Source organism: Microvirga arabica (assembly GCF_016811235.1).
In the GTDB taxonomy this organism is placed as follows: domain Bacteria; phylum Pseudomonadota; class Alphaproteobacteria; order Rhizobiales; family Beijerinckiaceae; genus Microvirga; species Microvirga arabica.
Window position 1 is genome coordinate 1 of the sequence record NZ_JAFBID010000098.1, and the last position, 19318, is coordinate 19318.

The following is a 19318-nucleotide window of genomic DNA, read 5'->3' on the forward strand; positions in this document are numbered from 1 at the left end:
ATGATCGGGGTGGCCATGAGCAGTCTCATGCTCCGCCGCATCGCTCACCCGTAGCAATTCTCAAACGGGCACTAAGAACATCTCGGAAGGCAAGAAATTTGATAACGTTCTAAAGGACGTACGCAAGACATTCACAGAATTTGCGCTGAAGTCCGCAATGGCTCCACTACAGATGGCCCTCAGCCGTGGCATGCAAACACTGATGGCGGGCCTGTTTGGCAATGCGCTGCCGATGGGCCCTGATCTGTCAGGCGCAGGGCAAAGCCTGAGCGGCGGGCTGTCGTCCCTTCTCGGCTTACTGTTCGGCGCCGGCGGGCCGGCTCTGGTCAAGGGCGGCGTGCTCTCCCGAGGCATGCTGATGCCTTTCGCCAAGGGTGGGGTCGTCGGGGCGCCAACTTACTTTCCGCTCGGGCGCGGACTCGGCCTCATGGGCGAGCAGGGGGCGGAAGCCGTGATGCCGCTGGCGCGCGGGCCGGACGGGCGGCTCGGCGTGCGCGGCGGCGGGGGAGGGCGGCCGGCCTCCGTGACCGTCAACGTCACGACCCCGGACGCGGAGAGCTTCCACCGCTCCGAGGCGCAGGTCTCCGCCGCGCTGCCCGAGCGGTCGCGCGCGGGCAGCGGGGTATGTGAGGCCGAATGCTTTTTACAAATGACAGCCTCATCCTGAGGAGCCGCTGAACGCGGCGTCTCGAAGGAGCCTCCAGTGCTCTCTGGATCCTCCTTCGAGACGGGCCTGAGGCCCTCCTCAAGATGAGGACTGTGGATTGTTTCCGGAAATCTCGATCAGGCGTCCGTGCCCTCGAGCATGGCCATGATCTCATCTTTGATCTGCAGGCGGCGGCGCTTCAGCTCCTCCTCGACCTCCTCGGGCTTGGGCTCCACCCGGGTCTCGATCCGGTGGATGGTGCGGTTCAGCTCGTCGTATTCGTCATAGAGCCGCGCGAAGCGGCCGTTGCTCGTTTTCAGCTGGTGGATCCGGTCGACCTTGTCCGGGAAATCCTGCGCGAGGTCGTTGGGAGCATTGCTCATCGCGGGCCGCCTCCGTGTTGAATGGCTTGCGCCTCGTCAACGCCACCCCGGTTCTTTCGTTTCACAGCTCACAGGATCAACCATGGCCTCAGACTTCCACGAGGTCCGCTTTCCCCTCGACGTCAGCCTCGGCAGCCGGGGCGGGCCCGTGCGGCGGACCGATATCGTCACGCTCGCCTCCGGCCGCGAGCACCGCAACAGCCGCTGGGCCGGCTCGCGCCGCCGCTACGATGCGGGGCTCGGGGTCAGGACAGTCGATGCCCTGCACACGGTGATCGCCTTCTTCGAGGAGCGGCGCGGCAGGCTCTACGGCTTCCGCTTCCGCGACCGCACCGACTGGCGCTCCGGCCCGCCCTCCCGCGAGCCGACGCCGCTGGACCAGCGCATCGGCACCGGCACCGGGGCGGAGCGGAGTTTCCAGCTGGTGAAAGCCTACGGCTCCGCCTTCGCGCCCTACAGCCGCAGCATTGCCAAGCCGGTCGGCGGCACGGTGCGGGTGGCGGTGAATGGAGTGGAGCAGGCGGTGGGCTCAGGCTTCAACTGCGACCCGGTGACGGGTCTCGTGACGTTCTCCGCCGCGCCGCCGGCCGGCGCCGTCATCACCGCGGGCTTCGCTTTCGACGTGCCGGTGCGCTTCGACGCGGACGAGCTCGACATCGACCTCTCTACCTTCGACGCCGGCGGCATCCCGCAGATCCCGCTGATCGAGATCGTTCCCTGACTTTCACCTTTGTCATCCCCGGCGCACGAAGTGCGGGAAGGGGATCTATCGCGCTGAGGGTGTGAGTGGATTCCCTTCCCCTCCGCTGCGCTCCGGCCGGGAATGACATCCTCCTCGTCATCCCCGGAACAAGTCCGGGGATGACGAGCGGGTGAGTTTACAGACACGATCACAACATCATTAGGTCCGGCTCTCATGCGTACCATTCCTGAAAACCTCTCCGCCCACATGGCCGAGGGAGCGACGACATTGTGCCATTGCTGGCGGCTCATCCGCCGCGACGGCACCGCGTTCGGTTTCACCGACCATGACCACGACATCACCTTCAACGGCACTGCGTACGCAGCCCGCTCGGGACTGGAGGCGGCGGAGGCGACGGCCGAACTCGGCTTCGCGGTGGGCGGCGGCGAGGTGGCCGGCGCGCTCGTCTCCGCAGGGTTGACCGAGCACGACATCGCGCCGGGCCTCTGCGACGATGCGAGCGTGGAGACCTGGCTCGTGAACTGGAGCAACGTGGCCGAGCGCGTGCTCCTCGACATCGGCGCCATCGGCGAGATCCGCCGCGCCGACGGCAGCTTCGTGGCCGAGGTGAGGGGGCTCATGCACCGCTTCGACGAGGAGCGCGGGCGGCTGTTTCGCGCCACCTGCTCGGCGGATCTCGGCGATGCGCAATGCGGCGTGAACCTCACCGCATCCGCCTATTCCGACACCGGTACGGTGACGCGCACCGATGGTGCATTGACGATTGCCGCCTCCGGCATCGGCTTTGCGGACGGATGGTGCAATGCGGGCCGGCTCACCTGGGTCACTGGCGACAATGCGGGCATCTCCGTCGAGATCAAGGTGCATCGTGCCATCAACGGCACGGACGAGTTCGACCTGTGGCAGCGCGCGCCGCAGGCGATCAAGATCGGCGACACGTTCCGCGTGACGGCGGGCTGCGACAAGACCCACGCCATGTGCCGCAGGAAGTTCGACAACGTCGTAAACTTCCGCGGCTTTCCGCACATGCCCGGCAACGACTTCATCATCCGCATGCCGCAGCAGGGTGAGCCGGGGCTCGACGGCGGGAGCTTCTTCAAATGACGCCTTCTTCACCCTCCCCTTGAGGGGGAGGGTCGACGCCCGTAGGGCGGCGGGGTGGGGTGGCAGCGCCACACTTTGCCGACTGCCATCGGACCCAACGCCGGTTATTCCAACCGACAGCGCCATTCACCCCACCCCGGCTCTTCGAGCCGATCCTCCCCTCAAGGGGAGGGTGCTGCCGCACGCATTTTCATCATGCCCGCACCTCACCTCATCCTCGCCGAGGCCCGCTCCTGGATCGGCACGCCCTACCGCCACCAAGCCTCGCTGAAAGGCGTCGGCTGCGACTGCCTCGGGCTGCTGCGCGGCGTGTGGCGTGGGGTCATGGGGGCCGAGCCCGAGCTGCCGCCGCCGTACTCGCCCGATTGGGCCGAGGCGGGGGCGGATACGCTCGTGGCCGCTGCGCGACAACATCTTATCGAGATCGAGCGGACCCAATTCGCAGCGGGCGACGTGCTGCTCTTCCGCTGGCGCGACAACCTGCCGGCCAAGCACTGCGCCATCGCCACCTCGCCGAGCACCATGATCCACGCCCATGACGGCGCAGCCGTCGCGGAAGTCGCGTTCCGGCCCTGGTGGCGACGTCACCTGTCCCATGCCTTTCGATTCCCGGATGCTCCCTGATGGCCACCATCGTTCTTCAAACCGTCGGTTCCGTCGTGGGCGGCATGGTCGGCGGGCCGATCGGCGCCATGGGGGGGCGGGCGCTCGGGGCGCTTGCGGGCGCTGCCATCGACAATGCGCTCTTTTCCGGCAGCGACACGAAATATGTGGAGGGCCCACGCCTCAAGGACATCGACGGGCTCACCTCCACGGAGGGCGCGCCGATCCCGCGGGGCTATGGTCTGATCGGGCTTTCGGCCCTCGTCCTCGGGCTGTTCGGCTTCGACGGCTCAGCGCTGTCCACCGGCGCGGTCGAGGAAGCGCTGGTCCAGCTCATCGCCGCCGGCAGCTTCATCGCCTCGACCCTGTTCCGGATCCTGGCGACGAAACAGATCCTGAACTAAGGACATTAAGGCCATCGGGCCGGTTTATCCTTCCGGAACCGACCCTACTTAGTATTCAGAATTCATTCAGTGCGGCAAAGGCATGGTCACCTCATGCGTCTGGTTTGTCTGGTCATAGCGTTGTGGGGGACGATGGGGGCGGCTCATGCGCAAAGCGCGTCGGCGGCACTCAGGAACTGCCTTCCGCCCCGCGAGATGCAGGAAGCCGTGGCCTCGAAGGGTGTCGTCACGCCGGCTTCCGCCGTGATGACGGCGCGGCGACAGGTTCCGGGCGCCGACGTGGTCCGGGCCAGCCTCTGCCGCAACAGCGATGCCCTTGTCTATGTGATCATGGCCTTGCAAAAGGACGGTCGCATCGTGCAAGTGATGATCGACGGCTCCTCCGGGCGCGTGAGATCGGTCAAATAGGAAAGCCAGAACCGTGCGCCTACTCGTTGTCGAGGATGACAAGACCCTCAATAAGCAGATCGTGACTGCCCTTGAACAGGCAGGCTACGCGGTGGACACCGCCATGGATGGCGAGGAGGGGCAGTTCCTCGGCGAAACCGAGCCCTACGATGCCATCATCCTCGATCTCGGCCTGCCGAAGGTGGACGGCGTTTCCGTGCTGACCGCTTGGCGCCGCGAGGGACGCAAGATGCCGGTGATCATTCTCACCGCCCGCGACCGCTGGAGCGACAAGGTCCAGGGCTTCGATGCGGGCGCCGACGATTACGTAACGAAACCTTTCCACATGGAGGAGCTTCTCGCCCGCGTGCGCGCCCTGCTGCGCCGCTCGGCCGGGCATGCCACGAGCGAGATCTCCTGCGGCCCTGTGAAGCTCGACACCCGCTCGGGCCGCGTGGCCGTGGACGGCAACCCGGTGAAGCTGACCTCGCACGAGTACCGGCTGCTCTCGTATCTCATGCACCACATGGGACGCATCGTCTCGAGGGGCGAGCTGACCGAGCATCTCTACGATCAGGACTTCGACCGGGATTCCAACACCATCGAGGTCTTCATCGGCAGGCTTCGCAAGAAGCTCGGCGTCGACATCATCCAGACCGTCCGGGGACTGGGCTATCTCCTTGACGCCACCCAGGCCCAGACGACCCAAGCTCAGACCAAGACGTGACCGGCCTGTCGCCGCTCGTGAAACGGTTCGCCGGCCGCCCCATCGCGGTCCGGCTGGCGGTCTCCTCGGTTTTCTGGAGCTTCGTGATCCTGCTGATCGCCGGGCTGATCCTGTCGACCCTCTACCGGGACAACACGGAGCGGGCCTTCGACCAGCGGCTTCTCGTCTATGCCAACACGCTGGCCTCGAACCTCGTCGGGCCGGGCGATCCCGACCGGGATCTCGGCCCTATCGGCGATCCCCGGTTCGAGCTGCCCCTGTCGGGCTGGTACTGGCAGGTGGCGCGGCCCAATGCGGCGCCGGCCGAGATCCGTTCCTCCAAGTCCCTCTTCGGCGGGCAACTGCCGAACCTTGCCGCCGGCGACGACCGGTTCGGGCAGATCCGCCGCGGCTACGGACGGGCGCCGGACGACCGCAATCTCCGCGTGATCGAACGCGACATCGATCTCGGTGAGGACGGGCGTTATATCATCCGCGTGGCCGGACCGGCCGACGAGATCGAGGCAGCGGTGCGGGACTTCATCTTCGCCCTTACCGTCACCTTTGCGCTTCTCGGGCTCGCGCTCGGCTTCACCACGCTCCTGCAGATCCGCTTCGGCCTCCGGCCCCTGTCGAATCTGCGTAGCGCGCTCGGCGCCATCCGGCAGGGGGAGGCGGAGCGCATCGCCGGCGAGTATCCGCGCGACATCTCTCCGCTCGCCAGCGAGCTGAATCTGCTCCTCGACACCAACCGGGAGATCCTGGAGCGGGCCCGCACGCAGGTGGGCAACCTCGCTCATGCGCTCAAGACCCCGCTCAGCGTGATCATGAACGAGGCGGAGAACGCCCCCGAGGATGTCGCCGCCAGGGTCCGTGAGCAGGCGGCTCTCATGCGCGATCAGGTCAATTACTACCTCGACCGCGCCCGTGCGGCGGCGCTCGCCGGCACGCTCGGCACGTTGACCGAGGCCGAGCCGGTGATCGCAGGCCTCGCGCGCACCTTCGCGAAGATCTACCGCGACAAGGACCTGGAGGTGGAGCTCGCGGTCCCGCCGGACCTGCGCTTCCGCGGCGAGAAGCAGGATCTCGAGGAGATGGCCGGCAACCTCATCGACAACGCGGCCAAATGGGCCGCGCACAAGGTGGTGATAGCCACCGAGATCGTCCGCGACGACGACCGGCCGCGCTTCCGCCTGCTCATCGACGATGACGGGCCGGGATTGCCAGAGGCCGCCAGGACCGAGATGCTCAAGCGCGGCCGGCGGCTCGACGAGACGAAGCCCGGCTCGGGCCTAGGGCTCTCCATCGTGAGCGATCTCGCGGCCCTCTATCGGGGCTCGCTCCAACTCGATGCCTCGCCCATGGGCGGCCTGCGCGCGATCCTGGAACTCCCGGGGGATAGGAGTTCCTCTTAAGGGGATTTACGCGTGACACCGTGCCACCGTCGTGCTTGAGGAGGACACGGAGTAAATAGGACTTTATGGTGATCTGGATCATTCTCCTGATAATGACGGCGGCAGCCGTGATGGCGGTGCTGTGGCCGTTGTCGCGCCATTATGCCGTCGGGCGTCAGGCCGATCCGGACACGCAGTTCTACCGCGAGCAGATCGCCGAGATCGAGCGGGATCTAAGCCGCGGCGTGCTCATGCCGAGCGAGGCGGATGCCGCCAAGGCCGAGGCCGGACGTCGGCTGCTCCGGGCCACGGGGCTTCAGGCCGAAGAGGTCTCTGCCGCGGTCGGCGAGCCGGCCCTGCGCCGCCGCCGCGCGGCATCGACGCTGGCCCTGTCGATCATCCCGCTCCTGGCGCTCGCCACTTACGAAATCTACGGCTCGCCCCAGTTGCTCAGCGAGCCGCCGGGCGCGCGGATGCAGCCGCAGCAGGCTGGCAGCAGCAATCTGCTCGGCGCCGTGGCCGAGATCGAGGCGCATCTCGCGAAGAACCCGCAGGACGGGCGCGGCTGGGAGGTGATCGCCCCGGTCTATCTGCGCATGGGCCGCATCGAGGATGCGGTCAAAGCCTATGAATCGGCCATCCGCTATCAGGCGCCCGATGCCGTCCGGTTCGCCAATTACGGCGAGGCCCTGGTGCTCGCCAAGGATGGGTTGATCTCGGCGGAGGCGCAAGCCGCCTTCGAGCAGGCGGTCAAGCTCGACCCGAGCGCGGCCAAGGCCCAGTTCTATCTCGCCCGCGCGGCCGTGCAGGATGGGCAGACCGACAAGGCCAAGAGCATTCTTCAGCAGCTTCTCGCTTCCTCGCCGGCCGATGCGCCATGGACGGATGCGGTGCGGCAGGAACTGTCAGCCCTCGGCGCACCCCAGCCCGAGGCAGCCCTGGCGGGCGCTTCGGCACAGATCGGCCCTGAGGCCATCGCCGGCATGGTGGCGGGGCTTGCGAGCCGTCTCGAAGCCCAGGGCGGTTCCGCCGAGGAATGGACCCGGCTGATGCGCTCCTATGCCGTGCTGGGCCAGCGCGACAAGGCAGCGGACGCGGCTAAGCGCGCCCGTGCAGCTCTGGCGCAGGATGCCGAGGCCTTGAAGACCATCGACCTGATGGCCCAGGAACTGAAACTCACCGACGCTCAGCCATGACGAGAAAACAACGCCGCCTGACCCTCATCGGAGTTGCCGGATGCGTCCTCGCGGTCGCACTCGGGCTCGTGCTCTACGCCATGAACGACACGATCGTGTTCTTCAACTCGCCGGTCGACATCCAGGCCAAGAGCGTTCAGCCCGGCACGCGCATCCGCCTCGGCGGTCTCGTGAAGGAGGGCTCCGTGCAGCGCGGAGCCGACCAGCAGATCACCTTCGAGGTGATGGATGCCGAGGCCGTGATCAAGGTGAACTACAAGGGCCTGCTGCCCGACCTGTTCCGAGAGGGGCAGGGGGTCGTGGCCGAAGGCATTCTGGAAAGCCCCAGCGCTTTCCGCGCCGACTCGGTTCTCGCCAAGCACGACGAGAACTATATGCCGCGTGAGGTGGCCGATACGCTGAAGAAACAGGGTCACTGGCAGGGCGAGGCCAACGCCGCGCCCAAGACGCAATAGCAAGGGAGAGCCCTCGTGTTGGTCGAGGCCGGACATTTCGCACTCGCGCTCGCCCTGGGCCTGTCGCTGATCCAATTCCTCGTGCCGCTCTGGGGTGCGCGCGCCAACGATCCCGTGCTGATGGCTGTGGCGCCGACGAGCGCGCTGGCGGTCTTCGCCTGCATCGTCTTCTCGTTCCTGGCCCTGACCTACGCCTATCTCGCTTCCGACTTCTCGGTGCTCAACGTGGTGCAGAACTCGCACTCGGCAAAGCCGCTGATCTACAAGATCTCCGGCGTGTGGGGAAACCATGAAGGCTCCATGCTGCTCTGGGTGCTGATCCTCGCCCTGTTCGGCGCGGTGGTGGCGATCTCGCGCAACAGCATCCCCATGCGGCTGCAGGCGAACACGCTCGCCGTGCAGGCTGCCGTCACCATCGCGTTCCTGCTCTTCATTCTGATGACCTCCAATCCCTTCACGCGCGTGGTTCCGGCAGCGCTGGAGGGACAGGATCTGAACCCGCTGCTGCAGGATCCCGGCCTCGCGATCCATCCGCCGCTCCTCTACATTGGCTATGTGGGCTTCTCGATCTCCTTCGCGTTCGCCTGCGCGGCCCTGATCGACGGACGCATCGATGCGGTCTGGGCCCGGATCGTGCGCCCCTGGACGCTCGGCGCCTGGGCGTTCCTGACGCTCGGCATCGCCATGGGCTCTTACTGGGCCTATTACGAACTCGGCTGGGGCGGATGGTGGTTCTGGGATCCGGTGGAGAACGCCTCGCTCATGCCGTGGCTTGCCGGCACGGCGCTCGTGCACTCCACCGTCGTGATGGAGAAGCGCGATGCGCTCAAAGTCTGGACGATCCTGCTCGCCATCCTGACCTTCTCGCTCTCGCTGCTCGGCACCTTCCTGGTGCGCTCCGGCGTGCTCACCTCCGTGCATTCCTTCGCAGTGGACCCGGAGCGCGGCACCTTCATCCTCGGCATCCTGATCCTGTTCATCGGCGGCTCGCTCGCGCTCTTCGCCTGGCGCGCGCCGATGCTCAAGCAGGGCGGCCTGTTCGCGCCGGTCTCCCGCGAGGGCGCGCTCGTGGTCAACAACCTGTTTCTCGCCACCGCCTGCGCCACCGTGTTCATCGGCACGCTCTACCCGCTGGCGCTTGAGGTGCTGACGGGCGAGAAGATCTCTGTCGGCGCGCCGTTCTTCAACTTCACCTTCCTGCCGCTGATCGTGCCGCTCCTGCTGCTCCTGCCGCTGGGGCAGACGCTCGCCTGGAAGCGCGGTAACTTCCTCGGCACGGCCCAGCGACTCTATGCGGTGTTCGGCCTCTCGATTCTCGCCACCATCGCGATGTTCGCCGTCACCTATGACGGCCCCATGGCGGCGCCCCTCGGCATCGGGCTCGGGCTCTACCTGGTGCTCGGTTCGCTCAATGAAATCGTGACGCGCGCCTGGTCGAAGGGCACTCCGCTGTCCGTGGCTTGGCGTAAAGCGCGAGGCCTGCCGCGCTCGGCCTGGGGCACGGCCATCGCCCATGCGGGCGTGGGCCTCACCGTCATCGGTATTGCCGCTACCGCCTGGGGCATCGAGGCCATCGGCAGCCTTAAAGTTGGCGAGCGCCTGAAGGGCGGCGACTACGAGGTGCGCCTCGAGCGGGTCGTCCCGCGCGTCGAGGCCAACTACCGCGAGGAAGCGGCTGTTTTAACCGTGTTCAGTTCCGGCCGCGAGCTTGGGACGCTCGAGACCATGAAGCGTCTCTACGTGACCCGCGGCATGCCAACCACGGAGGCAGGTATCCTGACTGTCGGCCTTGGCCAAGTCTATGCCAGCATCGGCGACGCGCAGCCCGACGGATCCATCGGCGTCCGGCTCTACCATAAGCCCCTCGTCCTGCTGATCTGGATCGGTTCCCTGGTGATGGCCATCGGCGGCGGCATATCGCTCACTGACCGGCGCCTGCGCATCGGCGCACCCGTTCCGGCCAAGACGATGCCGCCCAATGCGGTTCCTGCGGAGTAGGCCATGCGCTTCGTCCTTGCCCTCTTCGCGGCCCTTGTGTTCAGCGCCTCCGCCTTTGCCGTGCAGCCAGGCGAGGTTCTGAAGGATCCGGCTCTGGAGAAACGCGCCCGCGAAATCTCGGCAGGCCTGCGCTGTCTCGTCTGCCAGAACCAGTCGATCGACGATTCCGACGCCCAGCTCGCCAAGGACCTGCGCCTCCTGGTGCGCGAGCGCCTTGTGGCTGGCGACACCGACGATCAGGTGGAAAGCTTCCTCGTCCAGCGCTACGGCGAGTTCGTGCTGCTGAAGCCAACCTTCGGCACCCACACCCTGCTGCTGTGGCTGACCCCGGCTCTGGTTCTGATCCTCGGTGGCATCGGTGCGTATGCCGCCATTAGGCGCCGCCCGCAGCCCACCACGGCGGCCCTCGATGAGGGGGAGCGTGAGGCGCTGGAGACTTTGCTCAAGCGCGATCGGAGCGCTTGATCATCAATCATGCCATGGCGTGAAACTTTGCTTATTTGTGAGAGCATAGTCCGCTTGCATTAGGCCCGCGTTCCTCAGTTGGAAACGGCATCGCTTTTTCTAGTGAACATGCCAATTTGTCGCTGAGCCAAACCGCCGAGCTGGTGATATCGGGCCGTCGTTCTCCTGATATCTCCTGCGAAAGGAACGGTCGTGAAAGCAGCGGCCTTTGGATTGGGTTTCGTCCTTTTCGTTCTTCCTTTCGCTGCACGATCCGATGAAAATCTCGTCGCCAAGCGCGAGGCATGCCGTCAGGAGGCGAGGCTTGCGATTGCCCCTAAGGGAAAGATCGGCGTCGACGGTTTCCAGCGGATTGTGAAGCGGCGTGTTGCGCATGTGAGCCAATGCATGGCCCGTCCTTTCGTCGCTCGTAACGACGCGCCGCTCCCGCCAAAGAAGGCGACTGCGATCGGCTCGGTCCGGAGCGACCCGGCCAAGGCTGAACATGCCAGCCGGCTAACGCTGAAAACAACTTCGAACAGAATCCTTAAAGTGCAGAAAACCGGTCGTAAGCAGCTCAGGCGCTTGTCCCGCGGGAGAAAGTAAGAGACGGCTCCGTCCGCCTGTCGCGAAACCTTACCAACATTTCATCTAGGGGTGAGGGTACCGTAAGGCGCCAACCCCCATCTTGCTCCCATGACGAACCGACAAGGGTTCTTCGAGGAGAGACAAGAGATGTTGGACAAGGTTTCCACTCCCGCCCGCAAGCGCACCGCGACATGGCTCGGCGCAGCGGCCGTGGCTGCGTTGATCGCGGGCGGCGCCGTCGAGAGCGGTCTGGTTGCCCCCAATGCCGCCCATGCCGAGCTGCGCTCCATGGCTCAGCCGGTGCAGAATGTTCCGTCCTTCGCCGATGTGATCGAGCGGGTGAAGCCCGCCGTGGTTTCCGTGAAGGTCAAGGTGCAGAACGTGGCCGACCGCGACGATGAGGACGGTCCGCGCTTTTCGGCGCCGGATCTGCCCCCCGGCCATCCGATGGAGCGCTTCTTCCGCCAGTTCCGTGATGGCGAGCGTGGTGAGCGTGGCGAACGCCGCGAGCGGCCCCGCCGCTTCGGCCAGTCCATGGGCTCCGGCTTCTTCGTCTCAGGCGACGGCTACATCGTGACCAACAACCACGTGGTCGACAAGGGCTCCGAGGTCGAGATCACCATGGACGACGGCAGGACGCTCGATGCCAAGGTGGTCGGCACCGACCCGAAGACCGACCTCGCCCTGCTGAAGGTCGAGGGCAGCGACTTCCCCTACGTTCGCCTGGCCGGCCAGAAGGCTCGCATCGGCGATTGGGTGGTGGCCATCGGCAACCCGTTCGGCCTCGGCGGCACGGTGACGGCCGGCATCGTGTCGGCCCAGCACCGCGACATCGGCGCCGGTCCCTACGACGACTTCATCCAGATCGACGCTTCGGTGAACCGGGGCAACTCCGGTGGCCCGACCTTCAACCTCGCAGGCGAGGTCGTGGGCGTGAACACGGCAATCTTCTCGCCATCGGGCGGCAATGTGGGTATTGCGTTTGCCATCCCGGCGAGCACGGTCGAGACCGTTATCGCGTCCCTGAAGGAGAAAGGCTCCGTGACCCGTGGCTTCATCGGTGTGCAGATGCAGCCGGTGACCAAGGAGATCGCCGAGGCCATCGGCTTGAAGGAGCCCAAGGGCGCCCTCGTGGCCGAGGCCATGAAGGACGGTCCCGCGGCCAAGGCCGGCGTCAAGACGGGCGACACCATCATCGCCGTCGACGGCCAGCCGATCAACGAGGCCAAGGACCTTTCCCGCAAGGTGGCCAATGTCGCCCCGGGCAAGAGCCTGTCGCTCACGCTGTGGCGTGACGGCAAGGAGCGGAACGTGACCCTTGAGGTCGCGAGCCAGCCGAAGGGCGTCTAAACGCCCTCGGATAAAGGTTAGGCACCAGGTTTTCTGAGTTGATTGCCCCCGACACCTGGTGTCTTCTGCCCGCGGCGGGCCGGTCTTTCCCCTCCAGGACCGGTCCGCCGACGGGCTTTTTCTTGTGTGGCGTTCAGTCTGATGCGGATTCTGATCATTGAGGACGACCGGGAGGCAGCCTCCTACCTGGTCAAGGCGTTCCGGGAAGCTGGCCACGTGGCGGACCATGCCGCGGATGGCCTCGACGGCTATGCCATGGCGGAAGCCGGCGACTACGACGTGCTCGTGGTCGACCGCATGCTGCCCAAGCTCGACGGCCTTTCCCTGATCCGGTCTCTCCGCGAGCAGAAGGTCGAGACGCCGGTTCTCATTCTCTCGGCGCTGGGCCAGGTGGACGACCGGGTGAAGGGGTTGCGCGCCGGCGGCGACGATTATCTCCCCAAGCCTTATGCCTTCTCCGAGCTTCTCGCCCGCGTCGAGGTTCTCTCGCGCCGGCGAGCATCGGCGCCCAATGCGGAGCCCACCGTCTACCGCATCGCCGATCTCGAACTCGACCGCCTGTCCCATTGCGTGACGCGGTCAGGGCAAGAGATCGTGCTGCAGCCGCGGGAGTTCCGGCTGCTCGAATACCTCATGAAGAATGCCAATCAGGTGGTCACCCGCACCATGCTGCTGGAGCATGTGTGGGATTATCACTTCGATCCCCAGACCAACGTGATCGACGTTCACGTCTCGCGCCTGCGCGCCAAGATCGACAAGGGCTTCGACAAGCCGCTCATCCACACCATCCGCGGCGCGGGTTACACGGTGCGTGTCGGCGCAGAGGGAGACGAGGAATGAGCGTACGGTCATGAGCGCCTTTATGAGCGCCCTCGGCAAGCTCGTCCGCACGACGGCCTTCAAGCTGTCCTTTGCCTATCTGCTCATCTTCACCATCTTCGCCTTCGTGGCCCTGGGCTATGTGGCCTGGAACGCCCAACGGCTGCTGACCGAGCAGTTCGTCTCCAGCATCGAATCCGAGATCAACAGCCTGTCCGATCAGTATAGGTTCGGCGGCTTGCGTCGTCTTGTGAACAACGTCGAGCGGCGTTCACGCGCGCCGGGCGCCTTGCTCTATCTGGTGACCACGGAAGCCGGCGAACGCATTGCCGGCAATGTGGGCGCGCTGCCTCCTGATATTCTTAGCCGAACCGGCCAGTTCGAGACGCTCTACAACCGCACGGACGAGACCGAAACGCGGCCCGATGTGGCCATTGTGCGCGTCTATCTCCTACCCGGAGGGTTCCGCCTCCTCGTCGGCCGCGACGTTGAGGAGCGCCGGCGCCTGCGTGAGATCATCCAGCGGGCGTTCGGCTACTCGCTCCTGTTCATCGGCGTTCTTGGCTGCCTCGGCGGATGGTTCATCACGCGACGGGTGCTCAAGCGCGTCGACGACATGACGGACATCACGCGCCACATCATGGCGGGTGATCTCGGCGGCCGCCTGAAGGTGGCGGGAACCGGCGACGAGCTCGACCGGCTCGCGGAGAACCTGAACGCCATGCTCGACCGCATCGGCGAGCTGATGCGCGGCATGCAGGAGGTCTCGGACAATATCGCCCATGATCTCAAGACGCCCCTGACGCGCCTGCGCAACAAGGCCGACGAGGCCCTGCGAACGGCCAAGACCCCGGACGAGCTGAAGACGGCGCTCGAGGCCACCATCGATGAGAGCGACAATCTCATCCGCATCTTCAACGCGCTGCTGATGATCGCCCGGCTCGAGGCAGGCAGCGCCCGCGAGGGGCTGGCCGATTTCGACGCGGCGGAAGCCGTGCGCGGCGTTGCCGAACTCTACGATGCCTTGGCCGAAGAGGCTGGCGTGGATCTGGAGGTTTCCGTTGAGGATGACCTGCCCATTCACGGCAGCCGCGAGCTTCTCGGGCAGGCGATGTCGAACCTCCTCGATAACGCCCTGAAATACGGCGCCTCGTCCGATGCTTCCGGTAGGACGATCAGCGTATCGGCTCATCGCCGCGACGGCGAGGTGCGGATCGTGGTTGCAGACCACGGTCCTGGCATTCCGGAGGCGGAGCGGGGTCGGGTGCTGGAGCGCTTCGTCCGCCTGGAAACGGCTCGTTCGCGCCCCGGCTTCGGCTTGGGCTTGAGCTTGGCCGCTGCGGTGGCGAGGCTTCATGGGGGAGCGCTCAGGCTGGAGGACAACGAGCCCGGCTTGAGGGTCGTGCTGGCCCTCCCGCTCAAGGCCGTGGACTTGCCGCAGCCAACCCTCCAGACCGCCGCTTAAGCCTGAAGGATAAGAGCCCCGGGGCACTTTTCGGTTGCCTCCGGATGCCCGGCATGAACACTCGGGTTATCTTGAGAAAACCGATGAGCCCCGCCGTGCCGGATGCGAACGACACTCTCCTCAGCCGTCTGACCCAAGCTCCCCTTGTGGCCGATCAGAAGCGCGCCAAGGCGCAGCTGAAGGATTTCATTGATCGGGTGCGCGACGAGCCCGAAGCAGCCGGCCTGCTGGAGCATCTGAGCGAGGGACTTCTCTGCGACCTTCTGCTGGGGCTGGCTGATCACTCGCCATTTCTCTGGCAGCTCATCGTCAACGATCCCGCCCGCGTGGCGAGGTTCACGTTTTCTTCGCCGGAGCAGGCGCATCGGTCAATCATCGAAAACCAGTCCGGCCTTTTCCGTGAGTTGCGCTCCGGCGCGATCACCCGCAACGATGCCGTGAGAGCCTTTCGTCAGAACCGCAATGCCCACGCGCTCCTTGTCGCTATGGCCGATATCGGCGGCCTCTGGGGCACCGAGCAGGTGACGCAGGCGCTCTCGGATTTTGCCGACGCGTCTGTTGCAGGCAGCGTCAATCTCGTTCTGACCGAGATGGCGGATCTCGGGCGGGTCAATCTCGCAAACCCGGACAATCCGGCCGAGGGCTCCGGCTTCACCGTGCTGGCGCTCGGCAAGCACGGGGCAGGGGAGCTCAACTACTCGAGCGACATCGATCTCGTGATCTTCTTCGATCCGGAAACGCAGGCTCTGCGCGATCCGTCCGAGGCAGCGACGATCTACACCCGCCTTGCGCAGCAACTCGCCAAGCTCCTGCAGGAGCGCACGGCGGATGGCTATGTGCATCGCGTCGACTACCGCCTGCGTCCCGATCCCGGCTCGACGCCCACCGCCGTGTCGCTGTCGTCGGCTTACGTCTACTACGAAACCGTCGGGCAGAACTGGGAGCGCGCGGCCTTCATCAAGGCGCGGCCCATCGCCGGTGACCTGACGCTCGGCGAAAACTTTTTGAAGGAACTGCGCCCCTTCATCTGGCGCAAGTATTTCGATTTTGCCTCCATCGCCGACGTGCACGCCATGAAGCGGCAGATCCATGCGGTGCGCGGGCATGATCAGATCGCGGTTGTGGGCCACGACATCAAGCTCGGGCGCGGCGGCATTCGCGAGATCGAGTTTTTCGTGCAGACGCAGCAACTAGTTTTCGGTGGGCGGCGCCCCGGCCTGCGAGGGCGGCGCACCCTCGACATGCTGAAGGCTCTCCATGATGAAGGCTGGATCACGGACAAAGCGCGCGACGAGCTTTCGGATGCATATCGCTTCCTGCGCACCATCGAGCATCGGCTGCAGATGGTGGCCGACGAGCAGACGCAGCGCCTGCCGTCCGACGAGGAGCAGCTCAAGCGGTTTGCGAAGTTCTGCGGCTATCCCAACCTGAACGCCTTCTCCAAAGCTCTCACCGATCAGGCGAAGATCGTGCAGGGCCATTATGCGCTGCTCTTCGAGGAGGGTCCTGAACTCGCCTCCGATGTCGGCAGCCTTGTCTTCACCGGTTCGGACAACGATCCTGATACGCTTGCAACCCTCCAGCGCATGGGTTTCCACGAGCCCGAGCGTGTGGCCGAGACCGTGCGTGGCTGGCATTTCGGCCGTCGTCCTGCGATCCAGAGCGCCCGCGCCCGCGAAGTGCTGACCGAACTCACCCCGGCCCTGTTGTCCGCGCTCGGTGGCACGGCCGATCCCGATGGGGCGCTGGCAGCCCTCGACCGCGCCTTCGGGCGCATGCCGGCAGCCGTCGAGCTCCTCACCATCCTGCAATCCCACGACCGCCTGCGGCTTCTCTTCGCCGATCTTCTGGGCACCGCGCCGCGCCTGGCCGATACCGTGGCGCAGTCGCCGCATGTGCTCGATGCGCTCATCGATCCAGTCTTCAACACCCCCACCACGGACGATGAGACTATTGAAGGCCAAGTTCGGCAGCTCATCGGGCCACCGCGCGATTTCGAGGACTTCCTCGACCGTGTGCGGGATGCGGCGCGACAGATGCGCTTCGTCACCAGCGCACGCCTGCTCTCCGGCGTCATCTCTCCCGCACAGACCGGTGAGGCCTATGCGGCCATCGCACGTGCCGTCATCCGGGTGTCATTTGAGGAGGTGCGCCGCGCTTTTGAGGCCGATCATGGCACAGTGCCGGGTTCACGCATCGCGATCCTCGGCCTCGGGCGTCTCGGCAGCCGAGAATTGACGGCAGGCTCCGATCTCGATCTCGTGGTGATCTACGATTTCGACGAGAACCAGCGCGAGAGCACCGGCCCGCGCAGCCTCGATGCCGTAGTCTACTACACACGCCTGACGCAGCGTCTCGTCTCCGCACTCACCGTGCCGACGCGGCGCGGTTTACTTTATGAGGTCGACCTTCGCCTGCGTCCGCAGGGCGGCAAGGGTCCGGTGGCATCGCAGTTCAAGGGCTTTGTGAACTACCAGAAGACCGAAGCCGATCTCTGGGAGCACATGGCGCTCACCCGCGCCCGCGTGCTCGCCGGCGATGAAGCGTTCGGTGCTGACGTTGCGCGAGCCGTGAAAGACATTCTCACCGCTGAGCGCGATCCCAGGCACGTGTTCAAGGAGGTGCGCGCCATGCGCGAGCTGATCGCCCAGGAGAAGGGCGACGACGACCCCTGGGACATGAAGCTCGCCCGCGGTGGCCTCACCGACCTCGATTTTATCGCGCAAGGATTGGTGATCGCTCATGCGCATCAGCATCCGTCGCTCGCCGGCCTCTCGACGGAAGCGACTTTCGCAGAGTCTCAATCTCTCGGCTTGCTATCATCCGATGACGCAAGGACACTCATCGAAGCCCACCGACTCTTCAACGACATCTTCCAATGGCAGCGCCTGACCATCGAAGGCAGGTTCGACGCCGAGAAGGTCCCGCCGGTGATCCTCAAGCGCTTGGCGACGGTGGCGGGTCTGCCGAGCGCGAAGGTGCTGCAGGAGCATCTGGGGGAGATGCGGGGAAGGGTGCAGGAAAGATTCCCTGCGCTACTCTCGTTGTGAGATTCAACTTGGAAAAGAAGTTCCGTATCGGAAATGAGAACTTTGCATTGTAGTAGGCTGCTAAAATCCGGGACACTTAAGTAAAAACTACGTAAACAGAGAGTTTATTCCTCCCCAGTTTCGTGCACGTTTCAGCAGAAGTGTCTGTGTGTTTAAAGGGGGGCGTTATGGCGGCTAATTCTCTGCAAAATTGGCTTGACTGGTGGGAGTCCAAAGGTACGGCCATATCGTATTGCTACATGGGGAATGGTGGACAGGTCATCACCATAGGAACTCAGAGCCAAGCTGGTACAACTGTCACGACAGGAACTCCCACAAGTTCGACAGGTTCATCCTCCGGTAGCGCCGAGGATCCTTTCAACCCCAGCGTCGAAGAGAGTTATTGATCTTATACTCGACTTCCAAGCTCTATCGACCTATAATGATATCAAAGTAAATGCAACACTGGCTTTCACGCTTCAGTTTCTTTATTGTTGGTATATGCCCCAAAAGTCGCTGATGTCTTATGATGAATACTTAATGTTGCTTGATTATGCTGAAAAGAAGTTGCGAGATACAGCAATAGATACTTTCTATGATGACAATGATTGGATGGACATATTAGTTGCTTGGTTAATTGGATTAAGTACAAATGACACTCTTTCAGCAATGGCTGAATCCGCTGTCATCGACGGCGGTGCGGGTGATGATACTATCCAGGGCAGCAACGGGGATGATCTCCTGCTCGGTGGTTCAGGAGCCGACCGACTTCTTGGTGGTAACGGATTCGATACCGCCGTTTACTCAAAAGCACGCGCGGCCGTCGTCGTAAATCTAGAGAATCCCTCAAATAACACGGGCGACGCGGCAGGTGATGTTTACACTTCAATTGAAAGTGTCATCGGATCGTTCTTTAACGATGTGATATCCGGAAATGCCGCAGCAAATAGCCTTCTTGGTAACTATGGCGACGACGTGCTGGAGGGTGGCGCAGGAGGAGACGCCCTAGGGGGCGGTGCTGGCTACGACTTTGCAAGCTATTCCACCGCGAACATTGGTGTAGTTGTTAACTTGTCCGATCCCACCAAGAACACAGGCCATGCAAACGGGGATGTCTATGAGGGCATCGAGGGCGTGCATGGTTCGGCCTTTGGCGACACGATCAGCGGGTCTGAGATCGGCAACAACCTCTATGGCCATGAGGGCAGCGACAGCCTCTCTGGTCTCGACGGAGCCGACTACCTCAATGGTGGTGGCGGCGATGACACCCTGATCGGTGGGATCGGTGCCGATGCGCTGGAGGGTGGCTGGAACGGCTTCGATACAGCAAGCTACCGCACGGCAGCAGCTGGCGTGGCGGCGAGCCTGATGAACGCCTCCTTCAACACCGGCGAGGCACAAGGCGACAACTACGTCTCTATCGAGGCGCTCGACGGCTCGGCTTTCAACGACGCTCTGACCGGCAACAATGCCAACAACGTGCTCGGCGGGCGCGAGGGCGACGATGTCCTCCACGGCCATGGCGGCACGGACACCCTCTACGGCGGCGACGGCGGCGACAACCTGGTGGGCGGCCTTGGTGCCGATGCGCTCGATGGCGGAGCAGGCTTCGACTATGCCGGCTACTTCACCGCCTCGGCGGGC

Annotated in this window: 19 protein-coding genes; 18 read left to right on the plus strand and 1 reads right to left on the minus strand. The window is 64.5% G+C overall.

Annotated elements, in window-relative coordinates; translation table 11 throughout:
- The first annotated feature begins 202 nt into the window (after window positions 1-202).
- Complete coding sequence (locus JQC81_RS28505) at window positions 203-667, plus strand: phage tail tape measure protein (protein ID WP_210347304.1); 465 nt, start codon at window positions 203-205, stop codon at window positions 665-667.
- 116 nt (window positions 668-783) lie between these two features.
- Here JQC81_RS28505 and JQC81_RS28510 read toward each other — a convergent pair whose 3' ends face one another.
- Entirely contained in the window at window positions 784-1029 is a 246-nt protein-coding gene (locus tag JQC81_RS28510; RefSeq protein ID WP_203275165.1) for an HP1242/YdcH family protein, read from the minus strand.
- A gap of 82 nt (window positions 1030-1111) precedes the next feature.
- On the opposite strand from JQC81_RS28510, the gene JQC81_RS28515 reads away from it, so the two are divergent.
- The 17 genes from JQC81_RS28515 to JQC81_RS28595 all read left to right on the plus strand — a co-directional run.
- The gene (locus JQC81_RS28515; RefSeq protein ID WP_203275166.1) at window positions 1112-1750 is read left to right on the plus strand and encodes a DUF2460 domain-containing protein; all 639 of its coding nucleotides are present in this window, start codon (window positions 1112-1114) and stop codon (window positions 1748-1750) included.
- 195 nt (window positions 1751-1945) lie between these two features.
- Window positions 1946-2836: a phage/gene transfer agent baseplate hub protein gene (locus JQC81_RS28520; RefSeq protein ID WP_203275167.1), complete on the plus strand. Its 891-nt coding sequence runs from the start codon at window positions 1946-1948 to the stop codon at window positions 2834-2836.
- Between the two features lie 195 nt (window positions 2837-3031).
- A complete protein-coding gene (locus tag JQC81_RS28525; protein ID WP_203275168.1) occupies window positions 3032-3460 on the plus strand; it encodes an NlpC/P60 family protein in 429 nt (142 codons plus the stop codon).
- Window positions 3460-3843 carry a hypothetical protein gene (locus JQC81_RS28530; RefSeq protein WP_203275169.1) on the plus strand — a complete coding sequence of 128 codons (384 nt, stop codon included), beginning with the start codon at window positions 3460-3462 and terminating at the stop codon, window positions 3841-3843. Before JQC81_RS28525 ends, JQC81_RS28530 begins: the two co-directional genes overlap by 1 nt.
- Window positions 3844-3975: 132 nt before the next feature.
- On the plus strand, window positions 3976-4251 hold the full coding sequence (locus tag JQC81_RS28535) for a PepSY domain-containing protein (RefSeq protein WP_203275170.1): 276 nt from the start codon (window positions 3976-3978) through the stop codon (window positions 4249-4251).
- A 13-nt stretch (window positions 4252-4264) separates the two neighbouring features.
- The gene (locus JQC81_RS28540) at window positions 4265-4957 is read left to right on the plus strand and encodes a response regulator transcription factor (RefSeq protein ID WP_203275171.1); all 693 of its coding nucleotides are present in this window, start codon (window positions 4265-4267) and stop codon (window positions 4955-4957) included.
- Window positions 4954-6351: an ATP-binding protein gene (locus tag JQC81_RS28545; protein WP_312887602.1), complete on the plus strand. Its 1398-nt coding sequence runs from the start codon at window positions 4954-4956 to the stop codon at window positions 6349-6351. The genes JQC81_RS28540 and JQC81_RS28545 overlap by 4 nt, the downstream gene beginning before the upstream one ends.
- A gap of 65 nt (window positions 6352-6416) precedes the next feature.
- The gene (gene ccmI / locus JQC81_RS28550) at window positions 6417-7526 is read left to right on the plus strand and encodes a c-type cytochrome biogenesis protein CcmI (protein ID WP_203275172.1); all 1110 of its coding nucleotides are present in this window, start codon (window positions 6417-6419) and stop codon (window positions 7524-7526) included.
- Complete coding sequence (gene ccmE / locus JQC81_RS28555) at window positions 7523-7981, plus strand: cytochrome c maturation protein CcmE (protein WP_203275173.1); 459 nt, start codon at window positions 7523-7525, stop codon at window positions 7979-7981. Before ccmI ends, ccmE begins: the two co-directional genes overlap by 4 nt.
- Before the next feature lie 15 nt (window positions 7982-7996).
- Window positions 7997-9979 carry a heme lyase CcmF/NrfE family subunit gene (locus tag JQC81_RS28560; protein ID WP_203275174.1) on the plus strand — a complete coding sequence of 661 codons (1983 nt, stop codon included), beginning with the start codon at window positions 7997-7999 and terminating at the stop codon, window positions 9977-9979.
- Between the two features lie 3 nt (window positions 9980-9982).
- Window positions 9983-10444, plus strand: coding sequence for a cytochrome c-type biogenesis protein (locus JQC81_RS28565; protein ID WP_203275175.1), 462 nt, complete (start codon window positions 9983-9985; stop codon window positions 10442-10444).
- 192 nt (window positions 10445-10636) lie between these two features.
- Window positions 10637-11029: a hypothetical protein gene (locus JQC81_RS28570; RefSeq protein WP_203275176.1), complete on the plus strand. Its 393-nt coding sequence runs from the start codon at window positions 10637-10639 to the stop codon at window positions 11027-11029.
- A 129-nt stretch (window positions 11030-11158) separates the two neighbouring features.
- Window positions 11159-12361 carry a trypsin-like peptidase domain-containing protein gene (locus JQC81_RS28575; protein WP_203275177.1) on the plus strand — a complete coding sequence of 401 codons (1203 nt, stop codon included), beginning with the start codon at window positions 11159-11161 and terminating at the stop codon, window positions 12359-12361.
- A 141-nt stretch (window positions 12362-12502) separates the two neighbouring features.
- Window positions 12503-13201: a winged helix-turn-helix domain-containing protein gene (locus tag JQC81_RS28580; protein ID WP_203275178.1), complete on the plus strand. Its 699-nt coding sequence runs from the start codon at window positions 12503-12505 to the stop codon at window positions 13199-13201.
- A gap of 10 nt (window positions 13202-13211) precedes the next feature.
- Window positions 13212-14645, plus strand: a complete 1434-nt coding sequence (locus JQC81_RS28585) for a sensor histidine kinase (protein WP_203275179.1) — start codon at window positions 13212-13214, stop codon at window positions 14643-14645.
- 83 nt (window positions 14646-14728) lie between these two features.
- A complete protein-coding gene (locus tag JQC81_RS28590; protein ID WP_203275180.1) occupies window positions 14729-17695 on the plus strand; it encodes a bifunctional [glutamine synthetase] adenylyltransferase/[glutamine synthetase]-adenylyl-L-tyrosine phosphorylase in 2967 nt (988 codons plus the stop codon).
- A gap of 498 nt (window positions 17696-18193) precedes the next feature.
- The coding region (locus tag JQC81_RS28595; protein ID WP_281400434.1) for a calcium-binding protein at window positions 18194-19318 on the plus strand (1125 nt) is incomplete at its 3' end.

What these genes read in the sequence shown, in the direction of transcription:
- JQC81_RS28505 (WP_210347304.1), top strand. Translation starts at nt 203, where the DNA reads ATGGCGGGCCTGTTTGGCAATGCGCTGCCGATGGGCCCTGATCTGTCA.
- JQC81_RS28510 (WP_203275165.1), bottom strand. Translation starts at nt 1,029, where the DNA reads ATGAGCAATGCTCCCAACGACCTCGCGCAGGATTTCCCGGACAAGGTC.
- JQC81_RS28515 (WP_203275166.1), top strand. Translation starts at nt 1,112, where the DNA reads ATGGCCTCAGACTTCCACGAGGTCCGCTTTCCCCTCGACGTCAGCCTC.
- JQC81_RS28520 (WP_203275167.1), top strand. Translation starts at nt 1,946, where the DNA reads ATGCGTACCATTCCTGAAAACCTCTCCGCCCACATGGCCGAGGGAGCG.
- JQC81_RS28525 (WP_203275168.1), top strand. Translation starts at nt 3,032, where the DNA reads ATGCCCGCACCTCACCTCATCCTCGCCGAGGCCCGCTCCTGGATCGGC.
- JQC81_RS28530 (WP_203275169.1), top strand. Translation starts at nt 3,460, where the DNA reads ATGGCCACCATCGTTCTTCAAACCGTCGGTTCCGTCGTGGGCGGCATG.
- JQC81_RS28535 (WP_203275170.1), top strand. Translation starts at nt 3,976, where the DNA reads ATGGGGGCGGCTCATGCGCAAAGCGCGTCGGCGGCACTCAGGAACTGC.
- ccmI (WP_203275172.1), top strand. Translation starts at nt 6,417, where the DNA reads ATGGTGATCTGGATCATTCTCCTGATAATGACGGCGGCAGCCGTGATG.
- ccmE (WP_203275173.1), top strand. Translation starts at nt 7,523, where the DNA reads ATGACGAGAAAACAACGCCGCCTGACCCTCATCGGAGTTGCCGGATGC.
- JQC81_RS28565 (WP_203275175.1), top strand. Translation starts at nt 9,983, where the DNA reads ATGCGCTTCGTCCTTGCCCTCTTCGCGGCCCTTGTGTTCAGCGCCTCC.
- JQC81_RS28575 (WP_203275177.1), top strand. Translation starts at nt 11,159, where the DNA reads ATGTTGGACAAGGTTTCCACTCCCGCCCGCAAGCGCACCGCGACATGG.
- JQC81_RS28580 (WP_203275178.1), top strand. Translation starts at nt 12,503, where the DNA reads ATGCGGATTCTGATCATTGAGGACGACCGGGAGGCAGCCTCCTACCTG.
- JQC81_RS28585 (WP_203275179.1), top strand. Translation starts at nt 13,212, where the DNA reads ATGAGCGCCTTTATGAGCGCCCTCGGCAAGCTCGTCCGCACGACGGCC.
- JQC81_RS28590 (WP_203275180.1), top strand. Translation starts at nt 14,729, where the DNA reads ATGAGCCCCGCCGTGCCGGATGCGAACGACACTCTCCTCAGCCGTCTG.